Raw genomic sequence first — 20,125 nt, 5'->3', positions numbered from 1 at the left:
ATTCTATTGACCTTCCACGGTTACACGAACCCCTTCACTATGACTGCTAAATTCTGGCGCATACATGCTTTGTATGGTAGTGATACCATTACTGAAATTACCGGCGTTGTTTACACGAACATCGTATTCAAATACATAAACTCCTTTAGGTAAATAGTCAAAAAAGAAATTGGTACTTGCATCTTTCGTGCTTTCATAATACCCCAAACCATCTTGCCATTTATATCTGGAGATAACATTTACAGGTTCAAACCCTGCCGCGCGCATATCTTTCATGTGAATGAATTCCATATCTCGGTCAGACTTTAATTCGATGCGAACTCGAACAAGGTCACCTACTTTTAAATCAGAACCTTTTGTGATTTCTGAAATTACTTCACCTGTAGCCGTGTTTTTTTTCAAGAACAATTTTTTGGTTAGTTGTAGCGGTGTTTCAGCAGATGTAATCTTGTCTAAATCCTCAAAATATTGCCAGTATAAAGCACCCCAAGCAATACCATTACCCTTCTTGGTGATTTGTACTTCACCCATTTTAGGTTGTATTTCGCTACCATTCCAAGATGTTTTGAAATAGCCTGTACCCGCTTCCACTTTAACATCCTCTAATATTGAAGGGTTTATTGCTTGTCCTCCTACCAAAACTTCGACAACGTCAGTAACTGATAGCCAATCATTGCCTTGTAATAATAAAGCATATATAGCTTCGGTAGTTGCCTTGGTGGTACTCCATTGATTGGTTTGCTTGTTTTTGAGTAACCAAATTTTAAGATTGTCAATCGTTTCTGTATCTGTTGGGCGAATTTCAGAAAAAGCTTCGATTAATAATGCTTGGGTTTCAATAGGGGCTTGGTACCAAAACCAAGAGCTCGTATTTTTCTTCCAGTACATGCCTATTTTATCACTAGTAACACTGTTTTCTTCTAAAGCACGTAAAATTTTGGTGGCGGTTTTTATATCCTCCTTACGATATAAGGTCAATCCTAACATTCCCTGAGCATACAAACCCCGCTTTTTCCAATACTTTTGTGCTTGAGTGAGGTAATATGCTGTTATTTCATCAACTTTTTTAGAGGTTTTAATTTCCTTGAAAAAGCTTCTCATATATAAATAATGAACCTGGGTTGCACTCAAATGGTCGTCATTTATGTTCTTGGCACGGTTCTTCATTTCTTCATACTCCTTCACGAACTCGTTATCTAAATAGGCTACTGCTTTATCAATCATTTCAGATTGGTTGCTGGTCATAGAAGAAGCAACATTTAAATGATTCAAATGGCCTAAGCCAGTAATGATATGTTGGGTAATATATCTATTATTTGGTCCGCCATTAAACCAAGACCAAGCACCGCTAGAATTTTGGTTTTGCATTAATTTGTCTAAAGCCAATTCTTGCTCACTCCGCATTTTGTTCATGTTGAACAATAGCCCAATTCGTTTCTTTTGCTCGCTTTCAGATTGGGCATCACGTAACCACGGTGTTTCTTGAATTAATAGGGATTTTAATTCCTCATTTTTTTCAAGATTACTTAGTAAGGCATCTGAATTTGCCCATTGTTCAAACACTTCCTTAATTCTAGGATTACTCGTAGCAATATGGCTCGCCAACGTATTTGCATAATACTTAGAGAACGTCTGCTCATTACACTCATAAGGATACTCCATCAAATAGGGTAGTGCTTGTATCGCATACCATGCCGGATTTGAAGTTATTTCTAAAGTCAGTTTGTGGTGTTTGAGCGTAGCAGAAGACACATTCTTCAATTTGTCTAAGCTAAATGTTTTAGTCTGGTTGCTGAGAACCCACATAGGCATCGACTCGGTTACTAAAGTACGGTTTGTTAATACCGGCAACATATTTTGTTCGCCATCGCCAAAATCTCCTGCTTTTGCAATAATCTTATATTGAATTGTTTGTAGCCCTGCAGGTATTTTTAATTGCCATGAAACTTGTGTGTTGCCCATAGCGTTTACATCAAAAGGCTTCTCATTAATAGGAAAAGGCGTTTCGCCTGCGGGAATTTCAATCAACAGGGATAAAATATCTAGACCAGTTTGCGCATCTACCAGTTCTAGTTTAGCTTGTCCCGAAAGTGCTTTTTTAGTAAGATTGGCAATTTTAGTGCTGATGATAATTTCATCTCCTTCGCGTAAAAAACGAGGAGCATTCGGTATTACCATCAACTCTTTTTGAGTTACGGTACTTAGGCTTTTAGTTGTGCTTTCTAAATCTTTATTATGTGCAAGAAGTTGTAAATTCCATCGAGTTAATGCCTCTGGTGTCGTGAAACTAAAACTTACATTCCCATCTTTATCGGTTTGTAGTTGTGGAAAGAAAAATGCAGTTTCTTGAAGGTTTTTTCGAATAGTCACCGAATCAAAGTCCGTTTTTGTTTTGTTAGTTTCGGGTTCAGTAATTTGTATGCCGGACGCTTTTCCTTGTAGGGCATTTTCAATATTAGTAGTGCTAGAACCTGTGATTACAACTTCATCCAAATTTGCCGAGTCTTCAATTATTTCTAGATCCATTGGCGCAGCAGACCTTGACATTTTACGCGATTTATAAAACATACCGTAGGTACCAATACGTAGTTCAAACCAATTGAATGAATCAAAAGTTAGATCAGAATAATTATAACCCCCATAACTTTGATAAGTATTGAAATTGCTTTGTGAAAAGCTATTAGAAGCATTTGTTCTATGTGTGGAGTAATACGTTGGTCGAGATAACGGATTAAAATTCCAACTATGATAAGCGAACTGGTCTAATGAAGCATCATACATGCTTGCCAAAAGTTCTGCTGATACTTTATCGCCTTTGGGTCCCTTTATTTTAAATGACCATGTTTCATCTGTTCCAGGTGTTAATTTGTCTCTGAACGTAAGGGTTTCAATTTCTAAATCGCTGTCTGGGTAGGGTACCTGTATTGGCTGACTTTGTACTTCAAATGAATTGTTGAATGAATAACTATAGTTAATGGCAAAACCACCTAAATCCTTTTCAGTAACGGGTACGGTTATGGTTTTTGAATTGTTGTGTAGGTTGATGAGCATCGAATCTACTACTTCATGGTTCTTTTCGACACTAACCATAATGTTGAGGTCTTTGGCATTCGATAAAAAAGTAATTTTTGCGTTCTCACCAATTGAATACTCATTCTTATCCGTTTTAATCTGAAATAACTGATTGTCTGCTAATTCGTCTTCGTCTCCTGTTAAGGTAATAAGTACGATATCTTTTAATGCTTGTCCGAATTTATCTTGAGATTCTAGTTCCATCACATATTTGCCAGAATCCCAATTTTTAATTTTTGCAAGCGATATTTCTGAAGTCTTACCGGTGTCAAAAGATGCTTTCCAAACCATTTTACCTTTCTTCCAGTTTAATGGGTTGTCTTCATCCTTATATGCATCATACGGATACAAATTTTTAAACCCTTGTTTTGTGAAACCTGCATAGTCTGGAGCAGGCCATGGTCTAGGTCGTAAAACGTGACCCGGTGCCTGTAGTTTAAATAATTTTATTACACCAGTCGCAGCAACAGAGCCTCCATTTAAATTAGTGCTAGATATGTTGAATGTAGCATCTTTTATTTGCTTGTCGAGAACATCTGGTATCATCAATTTTACATTCAGGGCATGATACCCTACGTAAACATTTGTGGTGGTGCTACGTGTTTCGCCGTTGACATCGGTTACATCTGCCGTAACTTCATAATTAAACGTAGGTAGATTGCTTTTTTCAATGCTTGAATCGGGCAACGCCTTAAATACAATATCATAATTACCTGACGAATCGGTGGTGGTTTCCCCATGTGTTATTTCTTGCGGAGTGATATTAAAATAAGGTCTTGACCAATAATACCATCTAGGTAAGTTTACGATTCTTTTTACGCGATATGCTACTTTCGCATCTGTAATAGAACTACCAGTATATGCTGTTGCTTTACCAGAAACGTTAATGCTGTCATTCACTTTGTAAGTTTCCTTAATTGGATTAAAGGAAGTTTCAAATTTTGGACGCTTATATTCTTCAACGGAGAAGCTTGTATAGCCATCTATGTTGCTTTCATCTGAATAGATGTTAATAGAAAACATACCAGTAAGACTGCTTGCAGGGAGTATAAACTCTCCTGAAAACGAACCAAATTCATTGGTGACTAGCTCTTGGGTTCCTATCTCTTGGCCATTTACATCATGAAGTTCTACTTGTGCAATGGTTTTCTTTAATAAACTTGATTTTTCATTTTCCTGTTGTACCGTAATACCCTTGAAGTATACAGGTTGCCCTGGTCTATAAATACTACGGTCGGTAAAAAGAAAACAAGTGTTATTTACTGTGGCCGTGTTCTGAGTATAGTTTCTATTGATATAATAATCGCCAAAATAGGCTATCTCTTTATCCTTTTTAATGGTGATATAAATACTACTTCTACTATCCTTATTTTTGTTAATTGAAAATTTACCTTGTGAGTCGGTCGTAAAATTTTCACTTTTTGTAGGGGAATTGTAATTCTTGCGATAGTTGAAAATTACTTTAGCACTTTCAATTGGCTTACCGTTGTTACGGTCAATTACCTGATATAATTGATGTGTAGTTGATTGGGTCTCACTAAGTGCAAAATCGGTTGCTTGCACGGTTTGGTAACTAAAATAGGAGTCGCTCTTATCTTTAGATTGCGCTAAAATGGCGTAATAACCATTCGTCAGTGCGGGCATAGTAATTTCGGTACTATGGGTTTGAAAATCGTTTTCAGTTGTAAGCGTAGAATTCCATGTTGTTTCAATAGGTAGATTTTTAAGAAAGGATAGTTTTTTCGCTTCGGGATATAACTCATTAAGTGCTTGTACCTCTTTTTGAGAAATTCTATAGGCTGTTAATTGAATATTTTCATAGTTCTTATACGTAACTAATAGTCTTCCAATGGTGTTATTTGGAATGTGTTTCTCGGTCAATAATTGAATAAACGGTGTTTCAATTTGAGATTTTAATATCTGACACTTTTCTGCTGCTCTACTTTTAGGAAAAGTAGCAACTACCTTATCACACAATGCAATGGCTTCTTTTAGTTTCCATTGATGCTCTTTACTACTTTGTGGGTTGTATGTTCCACCCATTTGTTGGTAACGGTTAGCTATTTCATAGGTGTATAAACCTGAAAGCGGACTGTTTTTAATGTTTTCTGCGGAGTTTTGTAGCACTTCAATTAATAAGTTATCCTTGTCGGAAAAGGTTGCAAATTGATGTATAAAAAGTAATCGTTCAATATCTACTAACACTAATGGTCGTATATCTGCATTGCCAAAGTGAAAAGAAACTAACTGCTGATAAATCTTCAATGCTTTTGATTGCAATGATGTGGTATTGTTGGTTTCAGAATTTATAAAACTAAAGGAATATGCTTCACATAATACCTCTGTTTCGTCAATTTCAAAGGCATCTGCGGGCTTTTGTATGCTATTCTCACTAGTAGTATAAAAGCTTAGTGCAGTATGCGCTAATAAGTCGAATAACGTAGGCCTAAATTCTGAAGATTCTTTTACTTCATTTAAGATTACATTAAAGTTAGAAATCGGTAATTTCTGTAATGCAACTGGGTTTTCTAGCGATGCTTGAAAATGAATATCAATTTCTTGAAAAAGGGTGTTTAAATCCCAAGTTCTGAAATCAACGGTGTCTACTTTTGTTTCAGTGCTTGTACGATTATAAAACTTGTATCTGTTTTGCTGAAAGTATTGCCAATAAATATTAGCCAAATAATTATGAAGTATGTTTTTCGATGCACCTTCGGCAATCCCTATCTCCGCTTTAAAATCATTAACGATATTTAATTCAGCATTTTCCTCTAAAATCAATGCGAATTTTGATTTATAAAGAAGTGATTTAATGATTTGAGTTTTGTTTTTTTCAAGATGCGCTTTTTTTGATATAGTTTCAATCAGCTCTAATGCTGATTTAGATAAATCTTCGCCCTCAAATTTTTCAACTTGTTCCCAAAGAGACTCATATGAATCGTTTTGTTGAGCATTACCAAATTGCGCAAACATGAATATACCAAGAATTAAATGTAGCTTTTTCATAATAGTAAAATTACAATACAAAACTGTGCCAATTAAATATTTGAAACAATGAAAAATTAGGGAATGCTACTTTTCGGTTAGTAAAAGGTGAAATCTTCTACAGGTATTTCGAAATGTTTTGAGGAGTCTTTTGTAAGAATAAATTAATCAACGGAATAGCAATTATAGATTTAGCCAGAGTCTTCCTATTCTACCGTAGTATTAGGTTTGTGTTCAATTTTGAAGTTGCATGAATTTGCGATAAAACACATTTTATTCGCTTCTTCATGTAACTGGTTTGCTTTCGTCGTCATATTTAAATTTGTAATAACAACTTTAGGATGCAGTGTAACTCTAGTAAATTTTCCACTTCCATTGTTGGTTTCTTCCATAACACCTGTTGCATGGTCTACATACTCCGTAACTATTATATTATGCACAGAACATAAATGTAGATACCACAACATATGGCAAGCCGATAGCGAGGAAAGAAAAAGGTCTTCGGGGTTATATCTTGTTCTATCTCCAAGAAAAGATGGGTCAGATGAACCTTTTATTTCGCCGTACTTTCCATTTGCAGTAATCGTATGATTTCGGTTGTATGATTTGTAGTCTAATGTACCATTGCCTTCATTACCTGTCCATTCTGTTTTTACTTCGTAATTGTGTTTTTTCATTTTTGTTTAATAAATAGTAGAGGTATTAATTTGTTTGATATAATTTTTTAACCCGTTCTAAATCTATTAAATTATTAATTTCATAAAAATAATTTAATTGCCATTGTTGAGTGCGTTCCACTTGCTTGTTTTTTACAATGTCCCAATTTGGATATACTCGAAATGCTCTTTTTCCTTCTTTCTTTTCCGTTGAAATAATTCCCTTTTCAATTAATGTCGTTTTTGGAAAAACAAACTGTCCTAACTTGGTATCGGTTCGTACGGTAACAACAAAAAAATCAATATGATCACCATCATTAAAGGGCTCAATAGACCCATTACCATCTCGCTTCCAAAAAGTCACGAATTGACCCGCTTTTTTGGGTGTTATTTTAGCAGTTCTGTTTATAACTCTGCGGCTATTAAGCTTAAATCTGCAAGCATCATATTCTTTACTTTCTGCCTCGTATTCGACGTCAGTAATTTTAAAAAAACATTTGGTGTAAACCTCGTCACAGATTTGATTAGTTGTCATAAAAAAGACTGCACTTAATTCATTCTATAATTTCGTAGTCGATGCTTAGTTTACGAAGAGCTCTTAATGCAGAACCAGAGTTTTTGTCTTCTACGTCAATGGCTACAGGGTCACCTTCTAAAAGTATATCGGTAAGCTCATTTGACAAAGAATCAGTAAGGTTCAATGAAATTTCTGTAATACACTGTGATATTGCTCTTCTATCTGGTCTCTGAGCATCACAAGACAATAAGTTTAATTTCATAGTAGTGGTTTATTATTGCAATATACGGGGTAAAAACTTTTTACAAGCCTGAACTTACTTTTCAATAACGATAGTTTTGTTTGAAATTAAATTTTGTTACCATCTACCCATTGACCTGTATTTAATTAAACCAAGCGTTATTCAGATTGTGTTTTTTTGTAATGATCATTACCGTCAGTTAACCATTCTAATGTGAGACGGACAAACACATTTTCTTGATAATTATCCTTTTCAAAAAATAAACCAATATCACCATTAGAAAGTATACTCATTGAAGAATACGCTGAGCTTCCAGTATAGATTGTTTTTCCATCTGTCCAACTTTTTCCTTCATCATAGCTTATTCTTATTGTCATATTACTTCGTTCATCTTTCGTTTTTGCATTTGAAAAAAGAATTCTGTTTTTATCAGCGCCGTCTTCAATAGCCGTATATCTTATAATACTAGCATTGCAGCCTGGGTCAATAAGGGTGAAATCGGGTTTAGAAATCCATGTTGCACCCTCATCAGTTGATGTGTGAACAAACCTATGTCCTTTTCCATTTACACGACTATTCACCATCCATGTGCCATCTGATAACTCGATTATTTTTGATTCATCTCCTGGTATAATGGGAGTGTCTATTAGATACCAATTCTCACCATGGTTATCACTTCCAAAAAGATGAAGACCACTTTTTAAATCGACCAGCGTATGTAATAATTTTCCATTAGTTGTTTGTATACCCCGTCCTGAAGTAATAAACTTAAAATCATTATGCCATTCGGGCTTTGTAATTTGTGAAGTTATATCGACCGGTGAACTCCATGTTTTCCCATTGTCTATGCTCTTAGTTACTTTTAGATAATAGACATCTTTTTCATTGTCTATATCCATAAAATTGTAGAATAGGAAAATTGTTCCTGTGACTTTATCTACTATCATAGATGGGTCTGAAGCCGATTTACCAAAGGGATAATCAACTACGGTTTCAATTTTTGACCAAGATTCGCCATTATCAGCACTTCTGCGAATAACTATGTTAATATCCTTACTCAGTTTTAAGTCACCACAAGAGGGTACTCTTTCATCAATGGCTGCAACCAAATCTCCATTGGGTGCAGTAATAATCGCTGGGATTCTATAGCATGAAACACCAGGCTGCATTGAAGTATTAAATAAGGCTTTAAAATTAAACGCTTCATTTTTAATAATAACGTTATTATTCTGCGAGTATGCTATTAAAGATATCCATGAAAAAAGTATTGTAAGTAGTGTTTTCATTTTTGATAGAATGAGTTATAATGAATGGCAACTATTTGGTAAATAAATATTTCGTTTTCGCCTGCCTGCTGGCAGACTGGATTGCTCAAGCCATTTAATTTGGTGATTTTGAAACTATCTGCTATTTGTGTGGTTAGCATTTGTTTTTTATGGATTTTCGTTCATTACCACTGAATTTACCACAAAGTCATGGATAGCTTTTTTCTTTTTATTTCCAGTTACAGTTAATAGCGAAAACCAGCCTAAAGATATTTTGATTATAAATCGAAGTAGGGCAGATGTGAAGCCAATATGGTTTTCTCCGTCTATATCTTTCCTTACAGTAATTTTACTGAATGGATGTCCAATGGTACCTCTATAATGGCTGGTAAAAAAGGGGTCATATAGAAGAATTCCATCAATTACTACTGCTTTTATTCGATCAGGTAAAATTGCGTATTCGTTTTTTATAAAAATGCTAACGTTACGATAGACTCAGGCCGACGTTTAGGAGGCTTGACGCTCTATCGATTGTTGTGACTCGTTTTTTTTTAATCCATCTATTTACTTTTTCCATGTATTTTTGAAATTTTTCCCCATGTTTCTGTATTAAATACTCCTCCTCCAATCTTATTTTTATCTCTACAGATGGATAACTTAAAACAAGGCAACATAAACTTAAAGCATTTGGAGCTATAAAAAAGAAACCCATAAAAGAAATTAACAATCCTAAATAAATTGGGTTACGAGAATACCGAAAAAGTTTGTTTGTAATTAATTCTGTTCTTTCTTTTTCATCAATGCCAATTCTCCATGAATCCCCCATTTGAAACTGTGCAATAATCCCAATAACGCATCCTATTAGCATTATTACTATTCCAAATTGTTTTAATCCATTGATTTCAAGGTATTTTATTGGAACTAAATATTCATAAAGGCTCCCCCCAATTAAATAAATTATGGAAATTACAGGTATCAATGTTGCCCCTAAAATCATTGTTTTTTCATTAAATCCCTTAATTCCCGTGTCACCCATTTTCTTGAATGGATTTATACCTGTGTTTCGATAAAGAATTAAAGACCTAATTGCTAAAGCAATTCCTGTATATAAAATTACGTAACCTATTATTGCTATTTTGTAAATTATATTTGGTTTAATTCATTTCTAATGAGGCACAACGTCTCGACCATGAGTAGTTGCGCGGGTTAGCACTTAACTTTGCAAGTACAAACCAAGTTGGAAATTCTGCAGGATTTTCCTAGTAGACTATAACAAAGCAATTAGTTTTACATGGAGTTAGCCACTGGCTTTTCATTCAGTTCAATTGTCTTTTAAAACTACAAAACAGGAAGTTCTGCGTTGTTTTAAATGGTGTCAAATGGTCTTCTGTAATGCATTTTATTTTGTCAAACCCGTCTTCTAGTTCCATCGTTAATTGTTCTTCGTTGTATTGTTTTATTTCGAGACCACTACATTTTTCAGGACCATTTTTTGAAAAGGTTCCAATTGTCAGGAATCCGGTCACAGATTTTCTTGCAGTTTTTATATATTTTGATATTTGTTCAGTCGTTGTAAGAAAGTGAAAGGTTGCTCTGTCATGCCAAACATCAAAAGTCATATTGGGTTCAAATTCTGTAATGTCGCTTACAATCCAATTTACTTTATTTGCTTTTTCTCCAAGTCGGTCTTTAGCTTTTTCGAGTGCTTTAGCCGAAATGTCAAGTACAGTGACATTTTCAAATCCTTCATCAAGCAAGTAATCCACAAGTTTACTATCTCCACCTCCTATATCTATTATTTTCGCAGTTTTCGGTAGTCCGAATGAATGTATAAAGTCAAGCGAAGTTTTAGGCGATTCTTGTGTCCAACTTACTTGGTCTGGGTTTTTAGTTTCATAAACTGTTTCCCAATGTTTCTTTCTATCTAAATTCATTGTTATGTGTCTTTTTTTAGCTTGTGGCTAACGGTCCAATTATGGGGCGTTAGGCGTTTTAAATCAGCTCCGTTTAAAACCTCTATATGTTTTATTAAATAAAGACTAGTTTAAATTTACTTCAATTTACTTCAATTTACTTCAATTTACCTCAATTCGCCCAATGACCTATATTTATTGTTGGCTGCCGTGTTTGATTCATCAATTTTTCCATCAAATAAATCGCATCAATCAATTCGGAATAGGCAGGAACAGCTTTCTGTTGAAATAAATTTACAAAACGTTAAATTTCGATTGACTCCGCAAGTATTATTTCATCTTCACCAGGCATAAGAGAATAAAGTACATAGGGTCCCAGGGCATCTTTTTGAATCTTAAGCCTGAGCTGAGTTTCTTGCTCATTTTTTTTATTAAGTACGGTAGCTTTCCATGCCCTTGGCACATAAGTTTTTAAAGTAATTGGAACATTATAAACTTCAGGATCAAGGTCGTAGGAAATATTTACTACAATAGCATCATCTTGTACCACGCTATTTATCACCGCATTTTTTCTTTCTCTGATATACTTTGTAACGTCAGCAAAAGTGGCCACCCACAAGTGATCTTTCCGGTCATTTATATAGTTGAAGTATTCTTCCAGTTCCTCTCCGGTTTTGGATTCCCAGCCAATACCGTCTATTCCATGAAATACGAGTACTAACCAGATATTATCATGTGCCATGCAGGTGTCTACCCACGATTTCATTACTTCCATAGAGACATTGGTAAGCGGGCCTCTTTGCCATTGTACGTATTCTTTTTCTGATTCACCAGGTTGTCTTTTACTAGATCTGTTGAGTTCATCAAGATAAGATTCTGGCATTCGGTTTCGCAACGCTGGATATATTTTCTGTGCATATTCCATCACACGCTCGTTTTCTGTGCCATAAGGACACTCGGCAGAAAAGGTATATTTCTCCCCCAAAAAATGCTGAATATCTGCTTTACTTTGTTCTAGCTCATAGAATAGATTATCCTCGTCCAATATAGCTAATCGGGCATGAGTTACGGTATGGCTGGCGATTTCATGACCTTCGGAAGCGAATCTTTTGTAATCTGCCCAGGTAGTGGTGTCAACAGCATTGTTATGAAAAACAACGTCATCCGTATTTTTCAAATAACCGTTTCTAATTTGTTCATAGCCTTCATCTATGAGTTCATAAGCTTCAGTAATCTTCCCAGATTCAAAAAGGGAACCTGCATTCGAATGGTATTCAACAGCTTCACTTGTACCGGTATAGGCAATCAAAGAGGCCCTTTCAAAAAAGTTGTCCTGGTTAGTTTTACTGGAAGCGGTTTCCTTAATTATTTCATCAGCTGGCCTTCCGATAAATTGGCCCTTGCCTGATCCATTTACTTTTCCTGTAATGATATAAAATGTGCCCGGTAAGCCTAGTTTGTTCATGATCGGTCTGGCCACTGTAAGTTGATTGATGATACCGTCATCATAAGTTATGGATATGGCCGTTTGCTTATCTCCAGGCCATTTGGTTATAAACGTGTGGCCTACGTTTTCTTCCATTTTGGTATTACAGGAGAGAAAAAATAATACTATTCCGAAGAAGGCAATTCTATTTTTCATAATATCTGGTGTTGATTTGCACTGAGCCGAATTTCATGTTTTTACTTTTTCTATTTTAAAAGCCAAATTTAAAAATTTGGTGGTCTTTGTAAATATGTACAGACCTTTCGATTTAGCGCTTATTAGCTATGTTTTATAAACCGTGTTGTGCTATCGTTATTGTTCTTTTAGAACATTTTTTATAGACGATATTAACTTTAGTCCTTTCTCAGTCAAATCCTTGGATTTAAATATAATTGGCTAAAGTCAATTCTAGGTCAACTAGCTTTCTAAATTCTACAGAGTTAAGAGCAATCATCATTTCTTTCTGGTGATAGGCTGAAATATAAGTAGGATTATAAAAATCAAAAGGTCTCACGTCATTAATAAATTTTGCATACCCACTTGTTTTATTATTTATGTCTACAATAGCAGCTTCTATGCTCCAATAATATTTTTTCACTTCATTTTTTAATGAATCATTTGTGATAAGTTGAAAATTCCCTGTATTTACAAGTTCATCATAGGTCTTGGTTGATAAAAAAGTAATTCCAGTTGATATTACAGCGCCATACGATACCTTGTTTAAAAAAACCAAAGTGTCTTGGTCTTGGATTTTCTGCTCACAATAGTTTTTAGCCAATGTTAGTCCTTCTATTTTTCGGAAATAATTATCCTTTAAGAAGTAATTAGAGAATCCATTATTCCCCTGAAGTTCTTTCTTTATGTTATCCAAATATTTGTATTCATTCTTCTTGTTAATTCTGTCTTGATCCCAGCTATTAATAAACAATGCTATCAAAATCCCGATAACCACAAGTACAATTTCACCAATGGCATAAAGAAGATATTTACTGAACTTGTTTTCGGCAAGTATTTTTTGGCGTATGTGTCTAAAGAATTTTATCATTGGTTAGTAGTCGGTTATAATAAAGAACAACGTTTGTTATATGGAAAGCTACGTGTTTTAAGCACTTAATTTAGCAAATACAAACCGAATATAAAATCCGTAAAGATTTTTGTGGGTAGGCTAGCACTAGCAATTAATTTTATACGGTGTTAGTATTAGTTTTCGTTCTTAATATCAAATTTTATTATCAAACAATTTCATGTTTTGATAGTAGGTATTTAACCGATTTCCATTTAATATCTTGGTAACGATTGTTATCCGTATTTTGTAAAGTTGCTCTTTTGTCCATCATGTTTCGCATATATTGCATTCCTTGCCAAGCTGGATAAATTTCTGTCTTTCCTGGTGCAATTATTTTTGTTATTTTTATAAGTAAGCTTAGTAATCTAAGACTTCCTGTTCTGAGTAGACGAAATTTTTGTCCAGACAATTCATTCATCACTTCTCTTATTTCTCTTGGACTTATTTGGTCACCCGCAATTCTCAGATAACGTGGCGTAGATTCATCAAGAGCTACATTGGCTGTAAACGTTGCCGTGTCGTCTAAAGTTGTGAAACCCATTTTATGGTCAGCATTTCCCCAATAAAGCACTAATTTTTTTTTGAAGATTATCATGGGAATTTCATTTGTAAGCATATCCATAAATGCACCATTAAAAATGGTGGTAGCAGAAATAGAAGTGGAATCCAAATATTGATGAAAAGTCCTTCTGAAATCTAGGTTACGATTTTCTCCATGTGTAAATTTTGTGAAATCTAACGAATAGTCGGAAGGAATAAACCTAGGTACTCCGGCTAAAATAGCACCATCTAATAATGTTTTTTGGGTTTCAATAACCACATCTTCTAGACCTGCCAATGCAGAAACAACACAGGAAGCACCGCTACAAGCAGAAGATATTTCTTGTTCGTTGGTCATGTCTAATGGGATGATTTTAGCACCCATTCGTTTAAGATGACTTATTTTTTCATTGTCGCTAGTTGAACGAACTAAAACTCTTACTTCAGTTCCTTTGTCAAGTAAAGCCTTCACTATTCTACCTCCAAGATTTCCTGTCCCACCTGCTACTACTATAATTTTTTTATTCATTTATTTTATTTCTTGTCTTTATCAGATGGGTGGGAGTGTATAATTACTGCTAACGGTTTCGACAATGAGTAGTTGCATGGTTTAGCGATTATCTTTGCAAGTACACACCAAACTAAAAATCTAATAGGATTTTATAATTAGGCGAGAACAAGCAATTACTTATAGCCAATGTTGACCTTTCGTTTTCTTTTTTGCTATTAATTCATCTATCAATTCGGTAGGTTTTCTTATCAGTACCAACACCTTTTATGGTTAATGATTTCCATTCTTTTGGGAGAATAGGGTTTTTTTGAATAATCCCATCATCGGTGATATCTAAACCGGCAAAACCAAAGAGAACACTTTGTAACATTCCACCCGCACCCGTTGCAAAATATGAAAAATTAGAAGTTGCCACCTCAGATAAGGCACCAAAAGGAGCTTGCTGATTAGGTACATAGCTTTCCTTAAAAAGGCGGTAAGCATTAGTTGCGTCACCTTGCCTAGCATATAAAACCGAAAAGATAGATTTACCCATTGCAGGACCTTCTTTTGATAACTTCGGCTCGTAATATTTTAAATCATTAAGTATAGACACTTTGTCATTTATTATATGGAGCGGAAAAGAAAGTAAGTTTACATCCGCTTGTTTAATAATTTCTCCATTATAATTTTCGTGTTCTTTAGTGGTACCATCTTCAAATTTTAGGATTTTTATTTGTTTTGACACCAATTGCCACTCTGGGTTTGGCGTTTCTCCAATTTCGATGGCCGCTTTGACGGTAAATTTTAAAGCTGTAATCGCTGCCCCATTAGTAAAGGCGTTATCATTAACATTTGGCGCAAATTCATTAGCCCCAACAACATTGTTGATAGAGTAAGTGCCATCTTTATTTTCTTTAACTCTGCTTACCCAGAAATCCGCCACTTCCTTCATTAAAGGATAACCTTTTTGGATAAGCCACTTTTTATCTTGGGTAACACGATAATAGTTCCAGAATGCAATTGCTATGTCTGCCGTTATATGATGCTCAAAAGGACCCGTAAGTGCAAAAGGTGGTGTAGCTTCCTCGCCTGTATCATCACTCTCCCAAGGGAACATTGCGCCTTGATAACCATAATTTAATGCTCTCTTCTTTGCGGGTTCTAACCTGTCAGAACGATAATTAACTAAAGAGCGAGCAATATCTTGATTAAACATCAGTAATGGTGGAAACATCCAAAGTTCGGTATCCCAAAATATATGACCGTTATAAGGTGTTTGTAACGAGAGACCCATAGGCGCAATACTTAGATCAGAATCACCACGACCAAAAGCATACAAATGATATAATGCTAAACGAACATCTTGTTGCGATTGTAAATCGCCTTCAATGATAATATCTCCTTCCCATAATTCACTCCATTGCGCTTTATGCTGCGCTAGTAATACTTCTTTAGAATTCAACAAATTGAAGATTACCATTCTTTCTGATTCAGATTTTGGGTCAGAAAAATCTTTGGTAGTACATTGCGCACCAGTCCATGCAAAATCCAAACTTTCATTTTTCTTTAGGCTATAATCAAATGATATGGTGTTTTCATAATCTGAGATAACCTTATGATTTAGTTCTGGTCTTTGATGTTCCCTAGAAGAATTTATGTTGTGCCAAATAAATGTACCCGATGTGCTAACAAGATGTTTGCCAAATGGACTTTGAGCAACGGATTGCAAAATTGGCATGGTAGTTTCAACATCCTTTAATATTTGAAATGTGTTTTTAGGAGTTTGGTATTGTTTTGGTGTTAGTATTTTTCCTGTAACTTTTAAATCAATTTGTTGAATAGCCTTGACACTAATATCTATATATCCAGTATACTGCAGATTACGAAGGGCATAAACCGTACATGAAATTTTAGTTTTGTCTTTAAACTCGAAGCTTGTGGTTAATGCAGCACTTTTCATATCCATGGTTTGTTGCCAATTAGAGATATTATCTTCTGTGATTTTTTCGCCATCAATATACATATCAAGGTTACCGAAATTCATACCGTGAAGAATCTGACTTACCTTTAAGTCAGGGTCAACATCATAGACATTATTTAGAACAACGTGCTGTATTTGAAGAGGTTTTGAGGAGCTAAGCATTCCTATTCTACCATTTGCAATGGCAATACCAGTATAATCTGAATTTTCATTCGTACTTATATGCCAGCCGTCATTTTGAGCGGTTATTATTGAACTTATAATAAATAATAACAGGAAAAGTATGTTTTTCATTATTGTTTGTTTTTTAAATGAATGCCAACGGTCTTCTTTACTTTACAACCGTATAATTTCGTTGCGTGGTTTAAGCACCTAATTTAGCTAATACAAACCAAATAGAAAATCCGTTAGGATTTTTTTAAGTAGGCGACTACTAGCAATGAATTATACATGCTGTTGTGCTTTCGTTATTTAATTTTTGATTTTAATTCACTATCAATAGAGAGAATTAGTGCTTCTACCTGTTTCAACAACCTACGATAATGAAATTTGGATAAAAGATTGAGTCTATTTTTAAAGGATTTTAAAAAATACTTAAACTCTTGATCGGTTTTTAATGCTTCATAATCTAAAGGCGTTAAACGCGGTTTAAAATTAGGCTCATTAAAATCATAAACATAGGATTCCTCAAATCGAGGCGAAAATAATTCACGAAGAGCACGTTCAGCTTCTTCTAAAAATATTAGAGATTCATTTTTTAAAAAAAAACTATATTGAGAGTCGTAGACATTAATAATTTCTTCTCTTAAATTATCGTTTTTAATCAAATTTATTCCCTTAGATTTAAGCGTCTCGAAAGCGCTAGTAGAATGGACAAATATTACAGGGAACATCATATGTCCAATATAATCTGGTATAGAATCTCTATAAGGAAGATTATTTTCTAAGCTATAAATAACTTTATTGGCTGAAGCAATACTAGATTGAATGCTTTTTTTGTTAAATTTTAAATCTGTAAGATCAGCTTCTAGGCCAATTTTTAATGCTTTTAAGATGTGTATTTCCTCTTTAGATTTAATGAGGTTTTCATTCCAATTATTAATCTGAAGTGCAATAAGAATCCCAATAACCACAAGAATAATTTCCCCAATTGCATAAATCAGATATTTGCTGAATTTATTTTCAGTTAAGAGACTTTGTCGAATTTTTCTAAAGAATTTTATCATTGGTTATTGGTTGGTCATAATGAAAGCTAATGTGTTCGTGTATGGTTAGTTGCGTTGGCTAGGTCTAAATTAGTAAAAGAAAACGAACCAGAAGAAAATCCGTAGGATTTTCAGAGCACACACAGAACGAGTAATTAATTATATGTTTTGTTGTAGCATGTTTCTCCTTGTTCTGGGTTATTCTTAAATCTTTTTTAGCACATTTTTCCCAGTAATTGCCATTGAAGATAATATGCCAGAGAAAAGTGCGCCTCCAACTCCAGCAGTTACAATATCTTGTCCTGTTAAATAAAAGTTTTTGATAGGTGTTTTTGGTTTTAAAAAGGGTTGTCTATATCGAGAAGGACTGTGGTCTAAACCATAAATCTCTCCTTTGTCATAATTTACAAAATGTTGCGTTGTAAGCGGTGTCGATAATTCGTAACAATTTACTTTTCCTTCTACTTGTGGTAATAGTTTATAAACTTCTTTTAATAATCGTTGTGCAATTTCTTCTTTTTTAGCTTCATAATCTTCACCTCTTTTTTTCCATGGTGTACCTTCCCATTTTTCGAATGTTTCGTATGGAACTAATGTAATTACATCAATAGTGCTTTTGTCAGGATAGCGGTTGGACCAATCAGGATCCTTTGCAGATGGAAAAGAAAGATATACTAATGGAAATGGTCTAGAGATATCTTCTAAATAGTTGTTAATACAGGTATCATGGTCTCCATCTTTAGGGTAAACCCAATAATTGGTTTTTGGTATACCAAGTTCTTCAGGTGTTCCTTCCAAACCAATATATAAACTAGCATGTGCCACTGATCGGTTAACTTTTTTTAATTGCTCCTTTAAAAAGTGTTTCTTTATTGTCTTTAATGGTAATAACTTGTTATACGTTGTCATTATTCCTGCATTACTAACAATGTTTGCTGCTCGAAATAGTTTTCCATCTTTCATACGTACACCAACAGCCGTATTTTTTTCAATAATTACTTCTTCTACCTCGGCACTTACTAAAATGGTTCCACCAGAAGCAGCAATTACTGGGTCAATTTTTTTTACAATTTGAGAAGATCCTCCAACAGGAAAGCTACCGCCATCAAAATAATGCCGAGCAACAGAAGCATGCATGGAAAAGCTGCTTTGTTTTGGAGGTAAACCATAATCGCCATATTGAGCAGTTAATACTTTTATTAGAGTTTCGTTAGTTGTTAATGAACTTAGAACTTCATAGGTTGTTTTGTCTGAGTATTTGTAAAATGGTCTTTTAAGAAACTTACCGAACAATGTATTCCATAAAGGTGAAATGCCTTTACTTATATAATAGTTTTTACTTGTTTTTACAGCTTTAAAAACTAAATCAACGTAGGTTTTAATTGCTTGTTCTTCCTCTGGGAAATAAGCAACCATTTGTTTTTTGAAATTTTTAACTCCTTTCAGAAAATCATAATAATCGTCTCCTATAATCACACGATCATATACATCGCCCATATCTGCCCATTTTAATTCACCATTGGTGATATAATCAAACAGTTTTTTTAAGAGACTAGTTTCGCGTTGCATTTCTCCTATATAATGTATTCCAACATCCCATTCGTAACCTTTACGTTTAAAGATATGTGTAAAGCCACCAGGAGTATAGTGCTTTTCTAAGACTAGTACTTTCTGACCTTCTTTTGCTAAAATTGCAGCAGTTGCAAGTCCGCCCATTCCTGAGCCTATAACAATAGTATCATATTTTTCTTGTAGTAACGGCCTCTTTTTATAGGATTGAATCATTTGGTGTTTTCTAACCCGATAGAACGGTTTGTGTATGGTTAGTTGCGTGTTTGCGTGCGAGGATTTTGCGCAGGAAAATCAGACGTAGTAAACTTGAAACTACCTTTGGTTAAGCCCAAAATTGAGCAATTATTTTTATACATTGTTAGCTGCTGGCTTTTTTTTATTCAGTTCCAATTTCATCATTATGTCAGTCTGTTTATCATCACCAAGTTTGAAAATGTGTTTGTCAAATGAAACAAATCCATTTTTTTCATAAAAGCGGATTGCTCTTGGATTTTGTTCCCAAACTCCCAACCAAACATTTTCTACATCTTTCTCTTTGGCTAATTCAAGCGCTTTTTCGTAAAGAATTTGTCCGACTTTTTTTCCGTGAAATTCTTTCAGCACGTAAATCCGCTCAATTTCAAGTGCGTTTTTGATTTTTATTTCAGTTTGTGATTCTCCGATATTGACTTTTAAATATCCGATTGTTTTTTCATCAAGTTCCGCAAAGTAAAATTCAGCATTTTGGTCGGTCAGTTCCGCTTTTAGTTTTTCGGTCGAAAATTCATTTTCCAAATATTCTTTCATATTCTCTTCGCTGTTATCGGAAGAAAAAGTCTCGGCAAAAGTCAGTTTCCCGATTTCTTTTAGTTTCTCAACGTCTTGAATATTTCCTTTTTTTATTTTCATTTATTTTTCGCGTGGTTTTTTCAGCTTGCAGCTAACGGTTTGTATAAGATTAGTTGCGTTGATTAAGTAACTAATTTAGCAAATACAAACCAAACAGAAAATCCGATAGGATTTTCCAAGTAGGCGAGTACTAGCAATTAATTATACACGGCTTAAGTTTGATTCTCAGTAAATTGTTGATATAACTAGAAAGAACAAAAGAGAGAATTAAGGTTACTATATACGGTGAAGCTTTAGACTTCGAC

The 20,125-nt window shown here is 34.5% G+C and carries 14 protein-coding genes; all 14 read right to left on the bottom strand.

The annotated features are described in order from the left end of the window. Window positions 1–3: 3 nt before the first annotated feature. Window positions 4–6,078 (bottom strand): alpha-2-macroglobulin family protein, encoded by a 6,075-nt coding sequence (locus B5X55_RS05515; protein ID WP_079511621.1) that lies wholly within the window; start codon window positions 6,076–6,078, stop codon window positions 4–6. A gap of 185 nt (window positions 6,079–6,263) precedes the next feature. Then, window positions 6,264–6,734 carry an OsmC family protein gene (locus B5X55_RS05510; protein ID WP_079511620.1) on the bottom strand — a complete coding sequence of 157 codons (471 nt, stop codon included), beginning with the start codon at window positions 6,732–6,734 and terminating at the stop codon, window positions 6,264–6,266. Between the two features lie 25 nt (window positions 6,735–6,759). Beyond that, window positions 6,760–7,248, bottom strand: a complete 489-nt coding sequence (locus tag B5X55_RS05505; RefSeq protein ID WP_079511619.1) for a MepB family protein — start codon at window positions 7,246–7,248, stop codon at window positions 6,760–6,762. A 19-nt stretch (window positions 7,249–7,267) separates the two neighbouring features. Next, window positions 7,268–7,492 carry a hypothetical protein gene (locus B5X55_RS05500; protein ID WP_079511618.1) on the bottom strand — a complete coding sequence of 75 codons (225 nt, stop codon included), beginning with the start codon at window positions 7,490–7,492 and terminating at the stop codon, window positions 7,268–7,270. Window positions 7,493–7,629: 137 nt separating this feature from the next. Further along, window positions 7,630–8,757: a sialidase family protein gene (locus tag B5X55_RS05495; RefSeq protein WP_079511617.1), complete on the bottom strand. Its 1,128-nt coding sequence runs from the start codon at window positions 8,755–8,757 to the stop codon at window positions 7,630–7,632. A 463-nt stretch (window positions 8,758–9,220) separates the two neighbouring features. Next, window positions 9,221–9,772, bottom strand: a complete 552-nt coding sequence (locus B5X55_RS05485; RefSeq protein ID WP_079511616.1) for a methyltransferase family protein — start codon at window positions 9,770–9,772, stop codon at window positions 9,221–9,223. Between the two features lie 280 nt (window positions 9,773–10,052). Further along, on the bottom strand, window positions 10,053–10,670 hold the full coding sequence (locus B5X55_RS05480) for a class I SAM-dependent methyltransferase (RefSeq protein ID WP_079511615.1): 618 nt from the start codon (window positions 10,668–10,670) through the stop codon (window positions 10,053–10,055). Window positions 10,671–10,953: 283 nt separating this feature from the next. Continuing rightward, complete coding sequence (locus B5X55_RS05475) at window positions 10,954–12,291, bottom strand: polysaccharide deacetylase family protein (RefSeq protein ID WP_079511614.1); 1,338 nt, start codon at window positions 12,289–12,291, stop codon at window positions 10,954–10,956. A 226-nt stretch (window positions 12,292–12,517) separates the two neighbouring features. Then, window positions 12,518–13,180, bottom strand: a complete 663-nt coding sequence (locus B5X55_RS05470) for a hypothetical protein (protein WP_079511613.1) — start codon at window positions 13,178–13,180, stop codon at window positions 12,518–12,520. Window positions 13,181–13,367: 187 nt separating this feature from the next. Continuing rightward, window positions 13,368–14,270, bottom strand: coding sequence for an NmrA family NAD(P)-binding protein (locus B5X55_RS05465; protein ID WP_079511612.1), 903 nt, complete (start codon window positions 14,268–14,270; stop codon window positions 13,368–13,370). A gap of 202 nt (window positions 14,271–14,472) precedes the next feature. Beyond that, window positions 14,473–16,509, bottom strand: a complete 2,037-nt coding sequence (locus B5X55_RS05460; protein WP_079511611.1) for a kojibiose hydrolase — start codon at window positions 16,507–16,509, stop codon at window positions 14,473–14,475. A gap of 173 nt (window positions 16,510–16,682) precedes the next feature. Next, window positions 16,683–17,441: a DUF6090 family protein gene (locus tag B5X55_RS05455; protein WP_079511610.1), complete on the bottom strand. Its 759-nt coding sequence runs from the start codon at window positions 17,439–17,441 to the stop codon at window positions 16,683–16,685. Window positions 17,442–17,624: 183 nt separating this feature from the next. Beyond that, on the bottom strand, window positions 17,625–19,205 hold the full coding sequence (locus B5X55_RS05450) for a phytoene desaturase family protein (protein WP_079511609.1): 1,581 nt from the start codon (window positions 19,203–19,205) through the stop codon (window positions 17,625–17,627). 135 nt (window positions 19,206–19,340) lie between these two features. After that, the gene (locus B5X55_RS05445) at window positions 19,341–19,880 is read right to left on the bottom strand and encodes a GNAT family N-acetyltransferase (protein WP_079511608.1); all 540 of its coding nucleotides are present in this window, start codon (window positions 19,878–19,880) and stop codon (window positions 19,341–19,343) included. Window positions 19,881–20,125 lie beyond the last annotated feature (245 nt).

The sequence above is a fragment of the Maribacter arcticus genome, assembly GCF_900167935.1.
Classification (GTDB): Bacteria; Bacteroidota; Bacteroidia; order Flavobacteriales; family Flavobacteriaceae; genus Maribacter; species Maribacter arcticus.
This window is presented reverse-complemented; position numbering and strand designations above follow the sequence as displayed.